Annotated in this window: 16 protein-coding genes; 12 read left to right on the forward strand and 4 right to left on the reverse strand. The window is 70.0% G+C overall.

Annotated elements, in window-relative coordinates; translation table 11 throughout:
• Nucleotides 1-42: 42 nt before the first annotated feature.
• From WCE37_RS11300 to WCE37_RS11310, 3 genes are all read left to right on the forward strand, one after another.
• On the forward strand, nt 43-1527 hold the full coding sequence (locus WCE37_RS11300) for a leucyl aminopeptidase (protein WP_343279463.1): 1485 nt from the start codon (nt 43-45) through the stop codon (nt 1525-1527).
• A gap of 73 nt (nt 1528-1600) precedes the next feature.
• Nucleotides 1601-2041: a DNA polymerase III subunit chi gene (locus tag WCE37_RS11305; RefSeq protein WP_343279464.1), complete on the forward strand. Its 441-nt coding sequence runs from the start codon at nt 1601-1603 to the stop codon at nt 2039-2041.
• Nucleotides 2042-2084: 43 nt separating this feature from the next.
• Nucleotides 2085-4928, forward strand: a complete 2844-nt coding sequence (locus tag WCE37_RS11310; protein ID WP_343279465.1) for a valine--tRNA ligase — start codon at nt 2085-2087, stop codon at nt 4926-4928.
• A gap of 609 nt (nt 4929-5537) precedes the next feature.
• Here WCE37_RS11310 and rimI read toward each other — a convergent pair.
• From rimI to pssA, 3 genes are read right to left on the reverse strand one after another with little or no spacing between them, the layout of a single operon-like run.
• Complete coding sequence (rimI, locus tag WCE37_RS11315) at nt 5538-6023, reverse strand: ribosomal protein S18-alanine N-acetyltransferase (RefSeq protein ID WP_343255002.1); 486 nt, start codon at nt 6021-6023, stop codon at nt 5538-5540.
• Entirely contained in the window at nt 6020-6286 is a 267-nt protein-coding gene (locus WCE37_RS11320) for a hypothetical protein (protein ID WP_343255074.1), read from the reverse strand. The genes rimI and WCE37_RS11320 overlap by 4 nt, the downstream gene beginning before the upstream one ends.
• A 5-nt stretch (nt 6287-6291) precedes the next feature.
• Nucleotides 6292-7065: a CDP-diacylglycerol--serine O-phosphatidyltransferase gene (gene pssA / locus WCE37_RS11325; RefSeq protein WP_343279466.1), complete on the reverse strand. Its 774-nt coding sequence runs from the start codon at nt 7063-7065 to the stop codon at nt 6292-6294.
• A gap of 134 nt (nt 7066-7199) precedes the next feature.
• Here pssA and WCE37_RS11330 point away from each other — a divergent pair, with 134 nt between their 5' ends.
• The 4 genes from WCE37_RS11330 (at nt 7200) to WCE37_RS11345 (ending at nt 10230) form a co-directional block, all read left to right on the forward strand.
• Entirely contained in the window at nt 7200-7586 is a 387-nt protein-coding gene (locus WCE37_RS11330; RefSeq protein WP_343255004.1) for a DUF4124 domain-containing protein, read from the forward strand.
• A gap of 23 nt (nt 7587-7609) precedes the next feature.
• On the forward strand, nt 7610-7888 hold the full coding sequence (locus tag WCE37_RS11335) for a DUF4124 domain-containing protein (protein ID WP_343279467.1): 279 nt from the start codon (nt 7610-7612) through the stop codon (nt 7886-7888).
• Between the two features lie 87 nt (nt 7889-7975).
• Nucleotides 7976-9700: a proline--tRNA ligase gene (locus WCE37_RS11340; RefSeq protein ID WP_343279468.1), complete on the forward strand. Its 1725-nt coding sequence runs from the start codon at nt 7976-7978 to the stop codon at nt 9698-9700.
• Nucleotides 9701-9858: 158 nt separating this feature from the next.
• A complete protein-coding gene (locus tag WCE37_RS11345) occupies nt 9859-10230 on the forward strand; it encodes an H-NS histone family protein (protein WP_343255006.1) in 372 nt (123 codons plus the stop codon).
• A gap of 107 nt (nt 10231-10337) precedes the next feature.
• Here the strand turns inward: WCE37_RS11345 and WCE37_RS11350 are convergent, their stop codons facing one another.
• Nucleotides 10338-11582 carry a threonine/serine exporter family protein gene (locus WCE37_RS11350; protein ID WP_343279469.1) on the reverse strand — a complete coding sequence of 415 codons (1245 nt, stop codon included), beginning with the start codon at nt 11580-11582 and terminating at the stop codon, nt 10338-10340.
• Nucleotides 11583-11664: 82 nt separating this feature from the next.
• On the opposite strand from WCE37_RS11350, the gene WCE37_RS11355 reads away from it, so the two are divergent.
• From WCE37_RS11355 to WCE37_RS11375, 5 genes are all read left to right on the forward strand, one after another.
• A complete protein-coding gene (locus tag WCE37_RS11355) occupies nt 11665-12774 on the forward strand; it encodes an ABC transporter permease (RefSeq protein ID WP_343279470.1) in 1110 nt (369 codons plus the stop codon).
• Complete coding sequence (locus tag WCE37_RS11360; protein ID WP_343279471.1) at nt 12771-13565, forward strand: ATP-binding cassette domain-containing protein; 795 nt, start codon at nt 12771-12773, stop codon at nt 13563-13565. The genes WCE37_RS11355 and WCE37_RS11360 overlap by 4 nt, the downstream gene beginning before the upstream one ends.
• 3 nt (nt 13566-13568) lie before the next feature.
• The gene (locus WCE37_RS11365; protein WP_343279472.1) at nt 13569-14495 is read left to right on the forward strand and encodes an MlaD family protein; all 927 of its coding nucleotides are present in this window, start codon (nt 13569-13571) and stop codon (nt 14493-14495) included.
• Nucleotides 14492-15133: an ABC-type transport auxiliary lipoprotein family protein gene (locus WCE37_RS11370; protein ID WP_343279473.1), complete on the forward strand. Its 642-nt coding sequence runs from the start codon at nt 14492-14494 to the stop codon at nt 15131-15133. Before WCE37_RS11365 ends, WCE37_RS11370 begins: the two co-directional genes overlap by 4 nt.
• Before the next feature lie 76 nt (nt 15134-15209).
• Nucleotides 15210-16871, forward strand: a complete 1662-nt coding sequence (locus WCE37_RS11375; RefSeq protein ID WP_343279474.1) for an electron transfer flavoprotein-ubiquinone oxidoreductase — start codon at nt 15210-15212, stop codon at nt 16869-16871.
• Nucleotide 16872 lies beyond the last annotated feature (1 nt).

The following is a 16872-nucleotide window of genomic DNA, read 5'->3' on the forward strand; positions in this document are numbered from 1 at the left end:
ATTGTAAGGAACACTTCACGCCAAACCCCAGTACAGGACCCCATGACCCTCAAACTAGCCCTGAACAGCGCCTCCCCGGCCACGGCCGCCGTCGACTGCATCGTGGTCGGCGCCTACGCCGACAAGACCCTGACGCCCGCTGCCCGCGCCCTTGACGAGGCCAGCGGCGGCCGCCTGTCGGCCCTTGCCGCCCGCGGCGACATCAGCGGCGCCACCGGCCGCACCTCGCTCCTGCACGACGTTCCCGGCGTGGCTGCGCCGCGCGTGCTGGTGGTGGGCCTGGGCGAATCGGCCAAGTTCGCGGTGCCGCAGTACCTGAAGGCCGTGGCCGACGCCGTGCGCGCGCTCCGCACCGGTCCGGTGCGTTCGGCGCTGCTGACGCTGTCCGAGGTCGAGGTGTCCGGCCGCGACTCCGCCTGGGCCATCCGCCAGGCCGCCATCGCCGCCGGCCATGCCGCCTATCGCTATACCGCGACCCTGGGCGAGAAGAACAAGAAGCGCGACGAGAAGGGCCTCGAGCGCCTCGATATCGCAGGCAATGACGCTGCCGCGCTGGCCCAGGGCCAGGCGATCGCTGCCGGCGTCGAGTTCACCCGCGAGCTCGGCCACCTGCCGCCGAACATCTGCAACCCGGCCTACCTCGCCAGCCAGGCGCAGGAATTCGCCGCGAAGTTCGACAAGGCCTCCTGCGAGGTGCTCGAGCGCGAAGACATGGAAAAGCTCGGCATGGGCTCGCTGCTGGCGGTCGCCCGCGGCTCGGCCAACGCGCCCAGGCTGATCGTCCTGAAGTGGAACAACGGCGGCGACGCCAGGCCCTACGTGCTGGTCGGCAAGGGCATCACCTTCGATACCGGCGGCGTCAACCTGAAGACCCAGGGCGGCATCGAGGAAATGAAGTACGACATGCTTGGCGCCGGCTCGGTGCTGGGCACGTTCGTGGCCGCGGCCGGCATGGACCTCGCGGTGAACCTGATCGTGGTGGTGCCGGCGGTCGAGAACGCCATCGACGGCAACGCCTACCGCCCGTCGGACGTCATCACCAGCATGTCCGGCAAGACCATCGAAGTCGGCAACACCGACGCGGAGGGCCGCCTGATCCTGTGCGACGCGCTGACCTACGCCGAGCGCTTCAAGCCGCAGGCCCTGGTCGACGTGGCCACGCTCACCGGCGCCTGCATGGTCGCCCTGGGCAGCTTCGCCACCGGCCTCATGACCAAGCACGACGACCTCGGCCAGGAGCTGCTGGCCGCGGGCGAAGAAGTGTTCGATCGCGCCTGGCGCCTGCCGCTGTGGGACGAGTACCAGACGATGCTCGATTCCAGCTTCGCCGACGTCTACAACATCGGCGGCCGCTGGGCCGGCGCGGTGACCGCGGGCTGCTTCCTGTCGCGCTTCACCGAGGGCCAGCGCTGGGCGCACCTCGACATCGCCGGCAGCGCCAGCCACAGCGGCAAGAGCGGGCTGGCCACCGGCCGCCCGGTCGGCCTGCTGTCGCAGTGGCTGCTGGACCAGGCCGCCGCCAAGTAAGACGCACGCGGCCGGGACCGGCTTTCGCACGCGAAAAGCCGGTCCCGGCCCGGCTTTTGACCCGGGACCGAGCATGCGCGCCGACTTCTACCTGATTGCCAAGCCCCGCTTCCGCGACCAGCCCCTGTTGCTGGTCTGCGAGCTGGCCAAGAAAGCCCTGGCCGCCGGCCAGCCGATGCTGGTGCTGGCCCGCGACATGGCCCAGGCCGAGCAGCTCGACGACCTGCTTTGGTCGTTCGACCCCGACGCCTACGTGCCGCACCAGATCGCCGGTGCCGGCTTCGAGGACGAGGAAGAAGGCGCCGAGGAGGAGGCGGACGTACTCATCGCCCCGCCCGAAGCCGACGTGCCGCTGCGTCCCCTGGTGCTCAACCTGCGCGACGCGCCGGTCGAGGGCGCCTTCGAGCGCGTGCTGGAAGTGGTGCCGGCCGACGAATCCGCGCGCGGCCCGCTGCGTGCGCGCTGGACCCAGTACAAGGCGCGCGGCTTCGACCTGAAAAAATTCGACATGTGACGCCGGGGCCCGTCCCCGCCCTGCCCCGACTCCGAGCCCTCCGATGACCCTCGCCACCGGCTACGACCCCAAGTCCTTCGAATCCCGCCTCTATGCGCAGTGGGAGTCCAGCGGCGCGTTCGCGCCTGCCGGCGACGGCCCGGCCTACAGCATCCTGCTGCCGCCGCCCAACGTCACCGGCACCCTGCACATGGGGCACGCGTTCCAGCACACGCTGCAGGACGCGCTGGTGCGCTACCACCGCATGCGCGGCTTCCGCACGCTGTGGCAGATGGGCAGCGACCACGCCGGCATCGCCACCGAAATGGTGGTGTCGCGCAACCTCGCCGCCAGCGGCAGCAGCGACACCCGCGATTCGCTCGGGCGCGAGGCCTTCATCGACAAGGTGTGGGAGTGGAAGGGCCAGTCCGGCGACACCATCGAGCGCCAGATGCGCCGCATGGGCACCTCGGGCGACTGGACGCGCAAGGTGTTCACGATGGACCCGGCGCCGTCGGCGGCCGTGGTCGAGGCCTTCCTGCAGCTGCACGCGCAGGGGCTCATCTATCGCGGCCAGCGCCTGGTCAACTGGGATCCGGTGCTGAAGACCGCGATCTCCGATCTTGAAGTGCTCAACGAGGAGGAAGACGGCTTCCTGTGGTCGATCGCCTATCCGCTCGGCGACGGTGCCGGCTACGAGCACGTCGAACACGACGCCGACGGCAACGAAACCCTGCGCGAACGCCGCGACTATCTGATCGTCGCCACCACGCGCCCGGAAACCATGCTAGGCGACACCGCGGTGATGGTGCACCCGGATGACGCGCGCTACGCGGGCCTCATCGGCAAGACGGTCACCCTGCCGCTGACCGGGCGCAAGGTGCCGGTGATCGCCGACGCGTACGTGGATCGCGCCTTCGGCACCGGCGTGGTCAAGGTCACGCCGGCGCACGATTTCAACGACTACGCGGTCGGCCAGCGCCACGGCCTGCCGATGATCAACCTGTTCACGCCCGACGCCGCGGTCAATGCCAACGCGCCGGAGAAGTACCGCGGCATGGACCGCTACGTCGCGCGCAAGGCGGTGCTCGAGGATCTCGAAGCCCTCGGCCTGCTGCTCGAGACGAAGCCGCACAAGCTGCAGGTGCCGCGCGGCGACCGCACCGGCCAGGCCATCGAGCCCTACCTCACCGACCAGTGGTTCGTGCGCATGGACACGCTGGCCGCGCGCGGGCTCGAGCGCTTCGAGGGCCGCGACGGCGGCGAACCCGACATCCGCTTCGTGCCGCCCAACTGGATCAACACCTACCGCCACTGGATGGAGAACATCCAGGACTGGTGCATCAGCCGCCAGCTCTGGTGGGGCCACCGCATCCCGGCGTGGTACGACGAGGCCGGCAACGCCCACGTCGGTCGCGACGAAGCCGACGCGCGCGCGCGCAGCGGCCTCGGCGCCGACGTGGCGCTGCGCCAGGACGACGACGTGCTCGAGACCTGGTTCTCGTCCGGCATCTGGCCGATGAGCACCATGGGCTGGCCGGACGCCGAGGCCATGCGCGAGCGCGGCTTCGACGACTTCGTGCCGTCGAGCGTGCTGGTCACCGGCTTCGACATCATCTTCTTCTGGGTCGCGCGCATGGTCATGCTGACCGACCGGCTGACCGGGCGCGCGCCCTTCCACGACGTCTACATGACCGGCCTGGTGCGCGACAAGGACGGCCAGAAGATGTCGAAGTCGAAGGGCAACATCCTCGACCCGATCGACATCATCGACGGCATCGCGCTGGACGACCTGGTGGCCAAGCGCACCGCCGGGCTGATGCAGCCGAAGATGGCGGAGAAGATCGCCAGGGCCACGCGCAAGGAATTCCCCGAAGGGATTTCCGCGTTCGGCGCCGATGCGCTGCGCTTCACCATGGCCGCGCTCGCCGGCCCCGGCCGCGACATCAAGTTCGACCTGGCCCGCGCCGAGGGCTACAAGAATTTCTGCAACAAGCTCTGGAACGCCACCCGCTTCGTGCTGATGAACACCGGCGACGCCGGCCTGCCCACGGGCGCGCCGCAGCCCGTGACCGCCCCCGAAAAGTGGATCCTGTCGCGCCTTGCCGCCGTCTCCGCCGAGGCCGAGGCGCACTTCGCCAGCTACCGCTTCGACCTGCTGTCGCAGTGCCTGTACGAGTTCGCCTGGCACGAGTACTGCGACTGGTTCGTCGAACTGGCCAAACCGGCCCTCAACGGCAGCGATGCCGCCGCGGCCGCGAGCACCCGCCACACCCTGCTGCACGTGCTCGAACGCCTGCTCAGCCTGCTGCACCCGCTCACGCCTTTCGTCACCGAGGAGCTGTGGCAGCAGGTCGCGCCGCGCCTGGGCATCGAAGGCGGCAGCATCATGACGCGCGCCTACCCGCGGGCGTCTGACTTCGCCGGCCAGGACCATGCTGCAGCCGCCGCGAACGTCGAATGGCTCAAGGCCATGGTCTCGGCCCTGCGCCGCATCCGCAGCGAGCTGGGCGTGTCGCCGGGCAAGCCGGTTCGCTTGCTGGTGTCGGGCGGCAACAGTGCGGACGCCGACCGCCTCGCGCGATTCTCTTCGCAGCTCGGCTTCCTTACCCGGATCGAAGGCATCGAGTCGATCAGCGGCGACCCGCCGCCGGCCGCCGCCGCGCTGGTCGGCGAGCTGAAGCTGTTCGTGCCGCTGGAAGGCCTGGTCGACCTCGACGCCGAACGCACGCGCCTGGACAAGGAGCTCAAGCGCGTCGCGAGCGAGCTGGCCAAATCGAAGGGCAAGCTTGCCAGCGACACCTTCGTCGCCAACGCCCCCGCCGCCGTGGTCGAACAGGAGCGCACCCGCCTGGCCGACTGGACCGCCCAGCACGACGCCCTCAGCGCCCAGCGCGCCCGCCTCTGACAGGGCGCGCCCACGCACGGCGGTTTTCCCGGTGCTTGCCGTGCAGCTGCGGGCATTGATACGCGTGGGGGATCGACGGCGCTCCGTTGTGGTCTGCGCTGCCCGTCCCGCGCACAGGGGGTGTGCTGCGCCGGCCGTCTCCGCGTCCTGCTCCCAGCGGCCGGGCGCCGGCCATCCATGGCCGGCTCTCCGCACACCCCCTGCACGCGGGACGGGCCGTGGCGTTTTCCTGCTTCGGGACGGAGATCAGGAGCGGGCGCGCACGCGCCCGTACTCGTGTTCGTGCTCGTGGGCGTAGCCGTGGCCATGGCGGGTCCGCTTGGTCCGTTGACGATCCAGCCGGTTTCGACATCGACTCGACGTTGCCTTCGTCCCCGACCGCGACGTCTGCGTTGACATTGCCTCCGTCCACGACCGCACAAAAGGTTCGGGCCCGCCGTGGATGCAGGGGGGATGCCCAGAGCCGGCCATGGATGGCCGGCGGCCGGAACTGGGAGCAGGATGCGCATATTCCGGCTGGGCATCCCCCCTGCGTCCGCGGCGGGCGGCGCAAGCCCCAACGGAGCGCAAGCCCCAACGAAGCGCAAGCCCCGACAGAGCGCAAGCCCCTCAGTCCGCCAACAACTCCCTGGCCATCACGATCGCATCCTCGCGCCGACCCTTGTCGGCCGGGTAATAGCGCGGGCGCCGGCCGATTTCGTTGAAGCCTTCGTCTTCGTACAGGGCGATGGCCGCCGGATTCGACGGTCGCACCTCCAGGAACACCCGGCAGGCGCCGCGCCCGCGCGCGGCCTCCACCATCGCGCGCAGCAGCCAGCGGCCATGGCCGCGCCCCTGGCGCGCCGGGTCGATGCAGATATTGAGCACGTGGGCCTCGTCGGCGGCCACGCTCAGCACGCCGTGGCCGATGAAGGCCCCGCCTTCAAGCAGCACCCAGGCCGGATAGCCCGCAAACAGGCAGTCGCGGAAGATGCCGATCGACCACGGATACGGATAGGCACGGAGCTCGACCACCATCACCGCATCGAGGTCTTCGATGCGCATCGGCCGCATGACCGGACGCTGCACCGCGTCGGCCACCACCACCGCGCTCATCCCGGCAAGGCCCCGCGGCGCAGCGCACGCAGCCGCGGCCACAGCGCGCGCTTGGCTGCGGGATCGGCACGCAGGGCGGCCAGCGGCGGCAGGCTGCGCAGCAGCTCGGCGGCGCCTTCGGAACCGGGCCCGCGCCCGGCCGCACGCAGCAGCGCATGGGCCAGCGGATCTTCAGGCACCAGGTCTTCCGCCCGCGGCGCGCGCGCGTAGACCTGGTGGCCGAGGGCCTCCAGCACGTCGCGCTGCCAGGGATCCCATGCCACCGCCTTCACTCCACGCGCGCGCCGCGGCGGCCGCGCAGGCGCCACAGCCACATCACCGGGCCCGACAGCGCATAGAGGCCGAGCACCGTGAGCAGCGTTTTCGGCGGGTCGATCCACAGCGCGATCAGCGCCGCCACGATCAACAGCGTCGAGAAGAACGGCACCCGGTCGGCACCGGGCCCGCTGCCGCTGCCCTTGAAACTGGTGTAGCGGAACATGCTGACCATCAACAGGCCGCTCAGCACCGTCACTGCCAGCGCGACGTAGCGCATCGACTCACCGCTCAGATCAAGGCTGTGCATGGTCCACACCGAACTCGCCACGATGCCCGCGGCGGCAGGGCTGGCCAGGCCGATGAACCAGCGCTTGTCGACCGTCCCCACCTGGCTGTTGAAGCGCGCCAGGCGCAATGCGGCGCAGGCCGCGTACAGGAACGCCGCCAGCCAGCCGACCTTGCCCAGGGTGCTGCCGTCGAGCTTCATCGCCACCAGCGACCAGTGGTACATCACCAGCGCCGGGGCCATGCCGAAGCTCACCAGGTCCGCGAGCGAGTCGTACTGCATGCCGAAGTCGCTCTGGGTATTGGTCAGGCGCGCCACCCGGCCGTCCAGGCCGTCGAGGATCGCGGACACGAAAATCGCGATGCAGGCCGCCTCGATCCGCCCCTGCGACGCGGCGATGATCGCGAAAAAGCCCGCGAACAGACCGCCCGTGGTGAACAGGTTCGGCAGCAGGTAGATGCCGCGGGCGCGGCGCGGCGGCAGGGGTTTCGGGTCCATGGCCGCAAGTGTACCGCCGCCACGGCCCCTGCCGCGGCGCGCCGCCCGGTCACACAACCGCATGCCTACGCTTGCGCCGGCGACGCCCCGGTGCTGCAATCGCGGGTCATCGCCCCCCAAGGCAGGAGTTCCACATGCACCGCATCGTCCTCGGCGCCATCCTGGTGATCGCCGCCAGCCCGGTTTTCGCCCAGCAGACCGCCGGCGAGGTCTTCCAGTGGAAGGACGCCAACGGCGTCACCCACTACTCGCAGACGCCACCGGACAAGGGCAGCTACGAACACCGCCTGATCACCTCGTCGGGCACCGCGGCGCCGACCGCGTCGTCCGAACCGGTTGCCGCGGCGGAGAACTCCAACTGCACCGCGGCGCGCGCCAACATCAGCGCACTCGCGGGCGAAGGCAACGTCATGCAGGACACCGACGGCGACGGCAAGCCCGACACCGTGCTCGACGCCGACCAGCGCGCCAGCCAGCTGGAGCTGGCCCAGGCCGCGATCAAGGCTTACTGCACGCCCTGACCTTCCCGGGCGCGCGCACGGACATGCAGACCCGCTGGGCCATCGTCGCCGGCCTCGCCGCCGGGATCGCGGTGGCCTGGTGGTTCGCGCGCGAGGCGCCCGAAGCCGCCGAGGCGCGACGCGAACGCGCCGACCAGGCGGCGGCGGCCAGCTACGAGGCCGCACGCCCGGTGCTGTACCGCTGGACCGACGACGCCGGCGTGGTGCAGGTGACCCAGGAGCCGCCGCCGCGCGGCCGGCGCTACGAGAAGGTCGATATCCAGCCCCGTGACGGCATCGAGGTCGACGGCCGCAGGCAGTAGGCCCGGCGGCGACGGGCACGGGTGGCAGCGACGCGCGTGCTGCATGGCACAATCAGCGGCCAAGCCACCACACCGATGATGCCGCCGATGCGCCTGTCGCAGTTCCACCTCCACACCGAAAAGGAAACCCCGGCCGAAGCCGAGCTCACCAGCCACAGGCTGATGCTCAAGGCGGGGATGATCCGCAAGCTTGCCGCCGGCATCTACACCTGGTCGCCGCTGGGCCTGCGCGTGCTGCGCCGGGTCGAGGCCGTGGTGCGCGAGGAAATGGACGCCGCCGGCGCGATCGAGATGCTGATGCCCTCGATCCAGCCGCGCGAGCTGTGGGAGGAAACCGGGCGCTGGGAGAAATTCGGCGGCCAGCTTCTGAAGATCCGCGACCGCAAGGACGCCGAGTACGCCTACGGCCCAACGCACGAGGAAGTCATCACCGATTTCGCGCGCCAGGAGCTGGCCAGCTACAAGCAGCTGCCGGTGACCTTCTACCAGGTGCAGGCCAAGTTCCGCGACGAGATCCGCCCGCGCTTCGGGGTGATGCGCGCGCGCGAGTTCCTGATGAAGGACGCCTATTCCTTCGACGTCGACGCCGAGGGCATGGCGGCTTCGTACGCGAAGATGCACGCGGCCTACACGCGCATATTCACCCGCCTGGGACTGCGCTTCCGCGCGGTGCTGGCCGATACCGGCGCGATCGGCGGCGACGCCTCGCAGGAATTCCACGTGCTGGCCGATTCCGGCGAAGACCTGATCGCCTGGTCCGACACCGGCCGCGACGACGCCGCAGGCTATGCCGCCAACGTCGAGACCGCGCGCGCATCAGCGCCCGGCCCGCGGCCCGCCGCGACCACGACGATGCGCGACATCGATACCCCGACGCAGAAGACCTGCGAGGCCGTGGCGGAGCTGATGGGCATCGCGCTGGCGCACACGGTGAAGTCGGTCGCGCTGATGGGCCACGATGCCGAGGGCCGGGACCAGTTCGTGCTGGCGCTGGTGCGCGGCGACCATGAGGCCAACGAGATCAAGCTGGCCAAGGTCGCCGGCCTGGGCGACTACCGCATGGCGACCGAAGCCGAAATCCTGGAGCACCTCGGCTGCGAGCCCGGCTTCCTGGGCCCGGTGGCGCCGGCGAAGCCCGTGCGCGTGGTCGCCGACGTCGAGGTCGCGGCGATGGCCGACTTCGTGGTTGGCGCCAATCGCCCCGGCCTGCATATCGCCGGGGTGAACTGGGGCCGCGACCTGCCCGAGCCGGACCTTGTCGCCGACATCCGCAGCGTGGTTGAAGGCGATCGCGCCGAGGACGGCGGCACCCTGCGCATCATGCGCGGCATCGAGGTCGGCCATATCTTCCAGCTCGGCGACAGGTACGCCCGCGACATGGGCTGCACCGTGCTTGACGCGGCCGGCAAGGCCGCGGTGCCGATGATGGGCTGCTACGGCATCGGCGTGTCGCGCATCGTCGCCGCGGCGATCGAGCAGAACCACGATGCGGCCGGGATCCTGTGGCCCGCGGCGATGGCGCCGTGGACGGTCGCGGTGTGCATCATCAATCCGAAGAACGACCCGGCCGTGGCCGAGGCCGCCGCCGCGCTGCACGACGAACTCGCGGCCAAGGGCGTCGACGTGGTGCTGGACGATCGCGGCCTGCGCCCGGGCCCGATGTTCGCCGACATGGAGCTGATCGGCATCCCGCACCGCGTGGTGGTTTCCGCGCGCGGCCTGGAGGCCGGCACCTTCGAATACCGCGCGCGCAGCTCGGCGGAGTCGGAAAACCTGGACCGCGACGCGCTGCTGGCCCGCCTGGCACCCTGAGGCCCCGAACTCCCGACAGAATCATCGCGGACCTGCGCGCGGGCATTCCCCGGATTATCAACACAGCCACGCGAAATAATGGCCGCGCGACGTCGCGCCGATTATGATCATTGATTCGCCGCATCCCGGCACCGCCCCGCAAGATAATCGGAGACAGCATGGCAATCGACCTGAACACCCTCTCGGCGAAGGAACTCGACTCGCTGATCAACAAGGCGAAGAAGCGCAAGACCACGCTCAAGAAGCGCAAGCCGATCACCACCGTTCGTGCGCGCCTGAAGGCTGCCGCGACCGCCGAGGGCTACACGATCGAGGAACTGTTCGGAACCGCATCCGGCGCGGCCGCCGCCGGCACGCGCGCGGCGAAGTCGACCCGCACGCCGCGCAAGACCGGCATCAAGGTGGCGCCGAAGTACCGCAATCCGGCCCAGCCGGAGCAGACCTGGACCGGCCGCGGCAAGCAGCCGCGCTGGCTGGCCGAGCAGGTGGCACAGGGGAAGACGCGCGAGGATTTCCTGATCGCGAAGTGAGGGTTTCCCGCGAGGCTGCCCCGATCCCCCCGCTGCGCGGGGACGTCCCCCGCAGGCGGGGGAAGATGCCCAAAGGGCAGATGCGGGCAACGCGCGGGAGTGTCCCCTTACAGGCTCCGCCGCGCCGGCAGCAGCAGGTTGCCGAAGATCAGCCCGGCCAGAATCGCCAGCAGGATGTTGACCACCGCCAGCGCCGCGGTCTGGCCGACGACCAGGTCCTGCTGCTGCACCGACGTGATCAGCGCGCGCACGCTGGAGCTGCCGGGCACCATCAGGATGATGCCCGGCACCCGCACCACGGCGCCCGGGCGCCCGGCCCAGTGCGCATAGCCGTTGCCCGCGGCGGTGATCACCAGCGCCGAGATGAAGATCCCGACCTCGCTGCCCCAGGCCTGCCCGGCAAAACGCGACACCAGGTAGCCGGTGGCTGCGGCAGCGGCCACCAGCAGGTAGTCGCGGCTCTTGGCGCGGAACAGCACCGCGAACGCGAACGAGGCCAGCCCCAGCGCGCACCATTCCACCCAGTCCGGCTGCGGCCGCCAGGCGCGCACCTGCGGTTCGATGCCAACCATGCCCGCGGCCCCCAGCGCCACCATGGTGCCCACGGTGAGCATCAGCATCGTCGCCACCGCGCCGGAAAAGCGCGCAGTGCCGGACATCAGGTGCTGGCTGGTCAGTTCATTGACGGCGTTGGTCAGCGCCAGGCCCGGCATCAGCACGATCAGCGCTGAAATGATCACGGTATTGAGGTTGAGCGGCGCCACGTAGGCCGCCACCAGGATGGTGATCGACGCGGCCACCATCGCGCTGATCGCATCGCCGGCTTCGCGCAGCCGAGGCCGCGTGCGCGCGGCCACCTGCAGCAGCCCGATGACCAGGCCGACCATCGCCGTGGTGGCGATATCCAGCCACGGCAGGCGCAGCAGGCCGCCAACGCCGGTGGCGACCATGCCGAATCCCAGCACCTGCATCAGGTTCTGGCGCCCGCTCAGCGGCCGGTCCAGGGCGCGCAGCGCGGCGTGCCCCTCGCCCAGGCCCACGTTGCCGGCAACCACGTCCTCGACGATGGAGTCGACGTCGCAGAGCCGGCCGAGGTCGTTCTCGCCGGGCGGCATCCGGATCACGCGCGTGGTGTCGCTGTCGCCGGGCGGACGCATCGGGTCACTGAAGGACAGCACCATGCCGGTGGGGTTGGTCCATGGCTCGCACTCCAGGCCGAGCTTCTCCGCCACCATCTCCAGCGACGCTTCCAGGCGCGGGCCGGTAGTGCCATAGGCATGCAGGTGCTCGGCCAGTTCGACCATGAAGGCGATGCGGGGAGCGTAGGCTTCCTGGGGGATCGGGCGTGACATGTGCAAAGGATGGCACGCGCGCAGCGCTTCGTGTTCGGTATCCTCGCGTGCAGTCCTTACCGACGATCAGCCTGTCCGCCCGATGCCCGCCGCTACCGCCAGCCCACCGACGCTCGCCCTCGAGGGCGACACCCTGCGCCTGTCGGGCGGCTGGACGCTCGACAATGCCGGGGCGGTATCCGCGGCACTGGGTGGCGCGCCCGACGGCGCGGTGACCGTGGATGCCACCGGCATCGAGCGCCTCGACACCATGGGCGTGCTGCTGCTGCTGCGCTTCGCGCACCGGCGCGGCCTGGCGGACGATGCGCTGGGATTCCGCGAGGACCACCTGGCCCTGGTCGCCGCGATCGAGGACGTGGCCGACGACCGCCCGAAGAAGCGTCGCGAGTACGGCGTCGCGGCGGCGCTCGCGCGCCTGGGCGAAACCATGCATCACAACGGCCGCGAGATCGTGGCGCTGGTGAGCTTCTTCGGCGAAAGCCTGGCCAAGATCGGGCGCATCGTGCGCCAGCCGCGGCGCCTGCGCCTCACGTCCACCGTGCACCACATGGAGCAGGTGGGGCTGGACGCGATGCCGCTGGTCGCGCTGCTCTCGTTCATGGTCGGCGCGGTGATCGCCTTCCTCGGCGCCACCATCCTGGCCGACTTCGGCGCCTCGATGTTCGTGGTGGAGCTGGTCGGCTTCGCCTTCCTGCGCGAATTCGGCGTGCTGCTGACCGCGATCCTGCTGGCCGGCCGCACCGCCAGCGCGTTCACCGCGCAGATCGGGGTCATGGTCAGCCGCGAGGAGGTCGATGCGATCCGCGCCCTCGGCCTGGACCCGATCGAGCTGCTGGTGATCCCGCGGCTGCTCGCGCTGCTGCTGATGCTGCCGCTGCTGACCTTCATCGCCATGGTCTCCGGCCTGCTGGGCGGCATGGCGGTGGCCGCGTTCGAGGTCGGCATCCCGCCGCAGGCCTTCATCGTGCGGCTGCAGGACACCATCGAGCTGCGGCACTTCTTCGTCGGCATGGCGAAGGCGCCGGTGTTCGCGCTGGTGATCGGACTGATCGGCTGCCTCGAGGGCCTGCAGGTGGAGGGCACCGCACAGTCGCTGGGCGAGCGCACCACGTCCAGCGTGGTGCAGACGATCTCTCTGGTGATCCTGCTCGATGCGGCAGCCGCGATCTGGTTCATGCAGGTGGGCTGGTGAGCGCCGACGACGCCATCGTCCGCGTGCGCGGACTGGTCAACCGCTTCGGTGCGCAGGTGGTGCATGACGGCCTCGACCTGGACGTGCGCCAGGGCGAGATCATCGGCGTGGTCGGCGGTTCGGGCAGCGGAAAATCGGTGCTGATGCGTTCGATCATCGCTCTGCGCACGCCCAACGCCGGCACGATCGAAGTGCTCGGTGTCGATGCCCGCGCCGACAACGCCACCAGCCGGCTGCATATCGAACGCAACACCGGCGTGCTGTTCCAGGATGGCGCGCTGTTCTCTTCGCTGAGCGTGGGCGAGAACGTCGAGGTGCCGCTGAAGGAGCACCATCCCGGGCTGGCCGACGGCCTGCGCCGCGAGCTGGCCCTGCTCAAGGTCAAGCTCTCGGGACTGCCGGCGGACGCGATCGACAAGCTGCCCTCCCAGCTCTCCGGCGGCATGCGCAAGCGCGCCGGGCTGGCGCGGGCGCTGGCGCTGGACCCGCCGCTGCTGTTCCTGGATGAACCCACCGCGGGGCTCGACCCGATCGGCGCCGCGGCCTTCGACAATCTGATCCTCACCCTGCGCCAGGCGCTCGGGCTGACGGTGTTCATCATCACCCACGACCTGGACACGCTGTACGCTATTTGCGACCGCGTCGCGGTGATCGCCGACCGCAAAGTGGTGGCCACCGGCAAAATCGGGGACATCGAACGCCTCGACCACCCCTGGGTGCAGGAATACTTCAATGGCCCCCGCGGCCGCGCGGCACGAGAGGCGGGCCAACGCGCCGCCGTGGAGCCCTGATCGATGGAAACCAAGGCCAACTACGTCCTCATCGGCGCCTTCACCCTGGCGGTGGCGGTGGCCATGCTGCTGTTCGGGCTGTGGGCGGCGAAATATTCCAGCGACCGCAACTGGCAGGCCTACCACGTCGTGTTCGACGAGCCGGTCACGGGCCTGACCGAAGGCGGCACGGTGCAGTACAACGGCATCGCGGTGGGCACGGTGGACTCGCTTTCGCTGGCGCCGCAGGATCCCCGCCGCGTGGTGGCGCGGATCCGGGTCAATGCCGAGGTTCCGGTGAAGGTCGACACGCGCGCCAAGATGTCGATCGCCGGGCTCACCAGCGCGCCCTTCATCCAGCTCACCGGCGGCAGCCCGGAAGCACCGCGGCTGTTGCCGCAGGACAAGGATGACGTCCCGGTGATCCTGACCGAGGCCTCGGCGCTGCAGAACATCGCCGACACCGCCAACCGCCTGGTGGCGCGCCTGGACCAGGTGCTGAGCGAGGAGAACGTGGAGCGCATCGCCAACACGCTCGAGCACATCGAAGGCATGACCGGCGCGGTCGCCGGCCAGCGCGAAGACCTGGCCGCGCTGATCACCAACACCCGCGTGGCCAGCGAGAAGCTTGTCGAGGCGGTGGAAACCTCCAATCGCGCCATGAACGGCATCGACCGCGAGCTGGTGCAGAAGCTGCCGGGGATGGTCACGCGCCTGGAGTCCACGCTGGCGCGGATCGACTCCGCCGCCGGCAGCGCCGACGCGATCCTGGGCGAGAACCGCAACGCCATCAACAGCTTTGCCAACGACGGCCTGGCCCAGCTCGGACCCACGCTCGGCGAGCTGCGCTCGCTGGTGCGCGACCTGCGCCGGATCAGCGACCGCTTCGATTCCAACCCCGCGCGCTACCTGCTTGGCCGCGACGCACCGAAGGAGTTCGAACCCGAATGAAGCCGACCACCCTCCTTGCCCGCGGCGCCATCGTTGCCGCGGCGCTGGCACTGGGCGCCTGCTCCATCCTCGGCGGCGGCGAGCGCGAACGCGGCGCGATCTTCGCGCCCGACCCGCGGGTCGCGGCCGACCCGTCGTGGCCACGCGTGGACTGGCAGCTTTCAATCAATCCGCCAACGGCGGCGCGCACCGTCGACACCTTCCGCATCGCGGTGCGGCCCACGCCGGGCGAGCTCCAGGTGTACGGCGGCGCCAGCTGGGCGCGCGCGCCTTCGGACATGGTCGAGGAAGTGATCCTGCGCACGCTGGAAGATTCCGGGCACGCCCCCGGCGTCGCACGCCGCGGCAGCGGCATCGCCCCCGACTACCGGCTGCTGCTGGACCTGCGCCGCTTCGAGGCCGACTATGCCGGCCGCGCCGTTCCCAGCGCGACCATCGAACTGCACGCAAAGCTGCTGCATGCGCGCGCGCAGGGCATCACCGCAGCCCGTACCTTCACCATTGCCGAGCCCGCCGCCGCCACCGACGTGGCCAGCGTGGCCGAAGCCTACACCCGCGCACTGGAGGCCCTGGGCCGCGACGTCGCCGCCTGGACCCTGGAAGCCGGCGAAGCCCACGCAAACCAGCTCCCCCGGTAGGAGCAGCTACAGGCCCGGGTTTGCCGCCTGCGCGCACAGCCGCGACAATCCGTGCATCACCACACGGGCCGCCCGCATGAATCCGCAAGCAGATCCCAACGCCACCGTCGAGGTGCGCGAGCCCGAGCGCGACGTCATGGAGTACGACGTCGTCACCGTCGGCGCCGGCCCCGCTGGCCTGGCCTTCGCGATCCGGCTCAAGCAGGTCAACCCGGACATCTCGGTCTGCGTGATCGAGAAGTCGAGCACCATCGGCGCCCACATCCTGTCGGGCGCGGTGATCGAGCCCGGCCCGCTGGACGCACTGCTCCCCGGCTGGCGCGACAACCCGCCACCGGTCTGCATTCCGGCCACCGATGACGAGCTCTGGTACCTGACCAAGGATGGTGGCCGCAGGTTCCCGATCGTGCCACCGGGCATGCGCAACCACGGCAACTTCATCGTCAGCCTGGGGGCCATGTGCGCCTGGCTCGCGCCGCAGGCGGAAGCCCTGGGCGTGGAGATCTACCCGGGCTTTGCCGCAGCGCAAACCCTGCATGCCGACGATGGCACGGTGATCGGCGTCCGCATCGGCGACATGGGCGTCGCCCGCGACGGCTCGGAGAAGCCCGGCTATACCGCCGGCATCGACATCCACGCCAAGGTCACCGTGCTTGCCGAGGGCGCACGCGGCCACCTGACCAAGCGCCTGGTGAAGCGCTTCAGGCTCGATGCCGACAGCGATCCGCAGGTCTATTCGATCGGCATCAAGGAGCTCTGGCAGCTGCCCGCCGGGCGTGCGACGCCGGGGAAGATCGTGCATTCGCTCGGTTGGCCTGCCGACAGCAAGACCTACGGCGGCAGCTTCCTGTACCACCTGGACAACGACCAGGTCGCGCTGGGCTACGTCAGCGGCCTCGACTACAGCGACCCCGATTTCAAGCCATGGGAAGCCTTCCAGCAATGGAAGAACCATCCCACGGTGAAGCCGCTGCTCGAGGGCGGCAATATCCTCTCCGCCGGCGCGCGCGCCATCGTCACCGGAGGCTGGCAGTCGCTGCCGAAGGTCGAGATGCCGGGCGCATTGCTGATCGGCGACACCGCAGGACTCCTCAACGTGCCCAAGATCAAGGGCACCCACCAGGCGATCCGCAGCGGCATGCTGGCCGCCGAACACCTGGCCGCAGGCGAGCTGGCGCCGGAAGGTTATGACGCCAGGCTGCGCGACTCCGACGCCGTGCGCGAGCTGCGCGCGGTGCGCAACATCAAGCCCGGCTTCAAGAAAGGGCTCTGGTTCGGGCTCGCCAACGCCGCGCTGGAGACCGCCGTCGGTGGCCATACGCCGTGGACGCTCAAGGTCACCCCGGACTGGTCATCGCTCGACAAGCTCGGCACCCGCGTGCAGCCCGAACGCGACTGGGGACAGCGCGAACTGGCACCGCGCGACCGCCTGGCCGGCGTCTACTTCGCCGCCACCGAGCACGACGAGGACCAGCCGGTGCACCTGCTGGTGCACGACACCGAAGTCTGCGTGACCCGATGCACGGTGGAGTACGGGAATCCCTGCACTCGCTTCTGCCCGGCCGGCGTGTACGAGATCGTGGACGATCCCGACGGCCCCGCGGGCACCGGCAAGCGGCTGCAGATCAACGCCGCCAACTGCGTGCACTGCAAGACCTGCGACATCAAGGATCCCTACGAGATCATCACCTGGGTGACGCCGGAGGGTGGCTCGGGGCCGAACTACCAGAACCTCTGAG

It is taken from the genome of Luteimonas sp. MJ250 (assembly GCF_039548455.1).
Classification (GTDB): Bacteria; Pseudomonadota; Gammaproteobacteria; order Xanthomonadales; family Xanthomonadaceae; genus Luteimonas.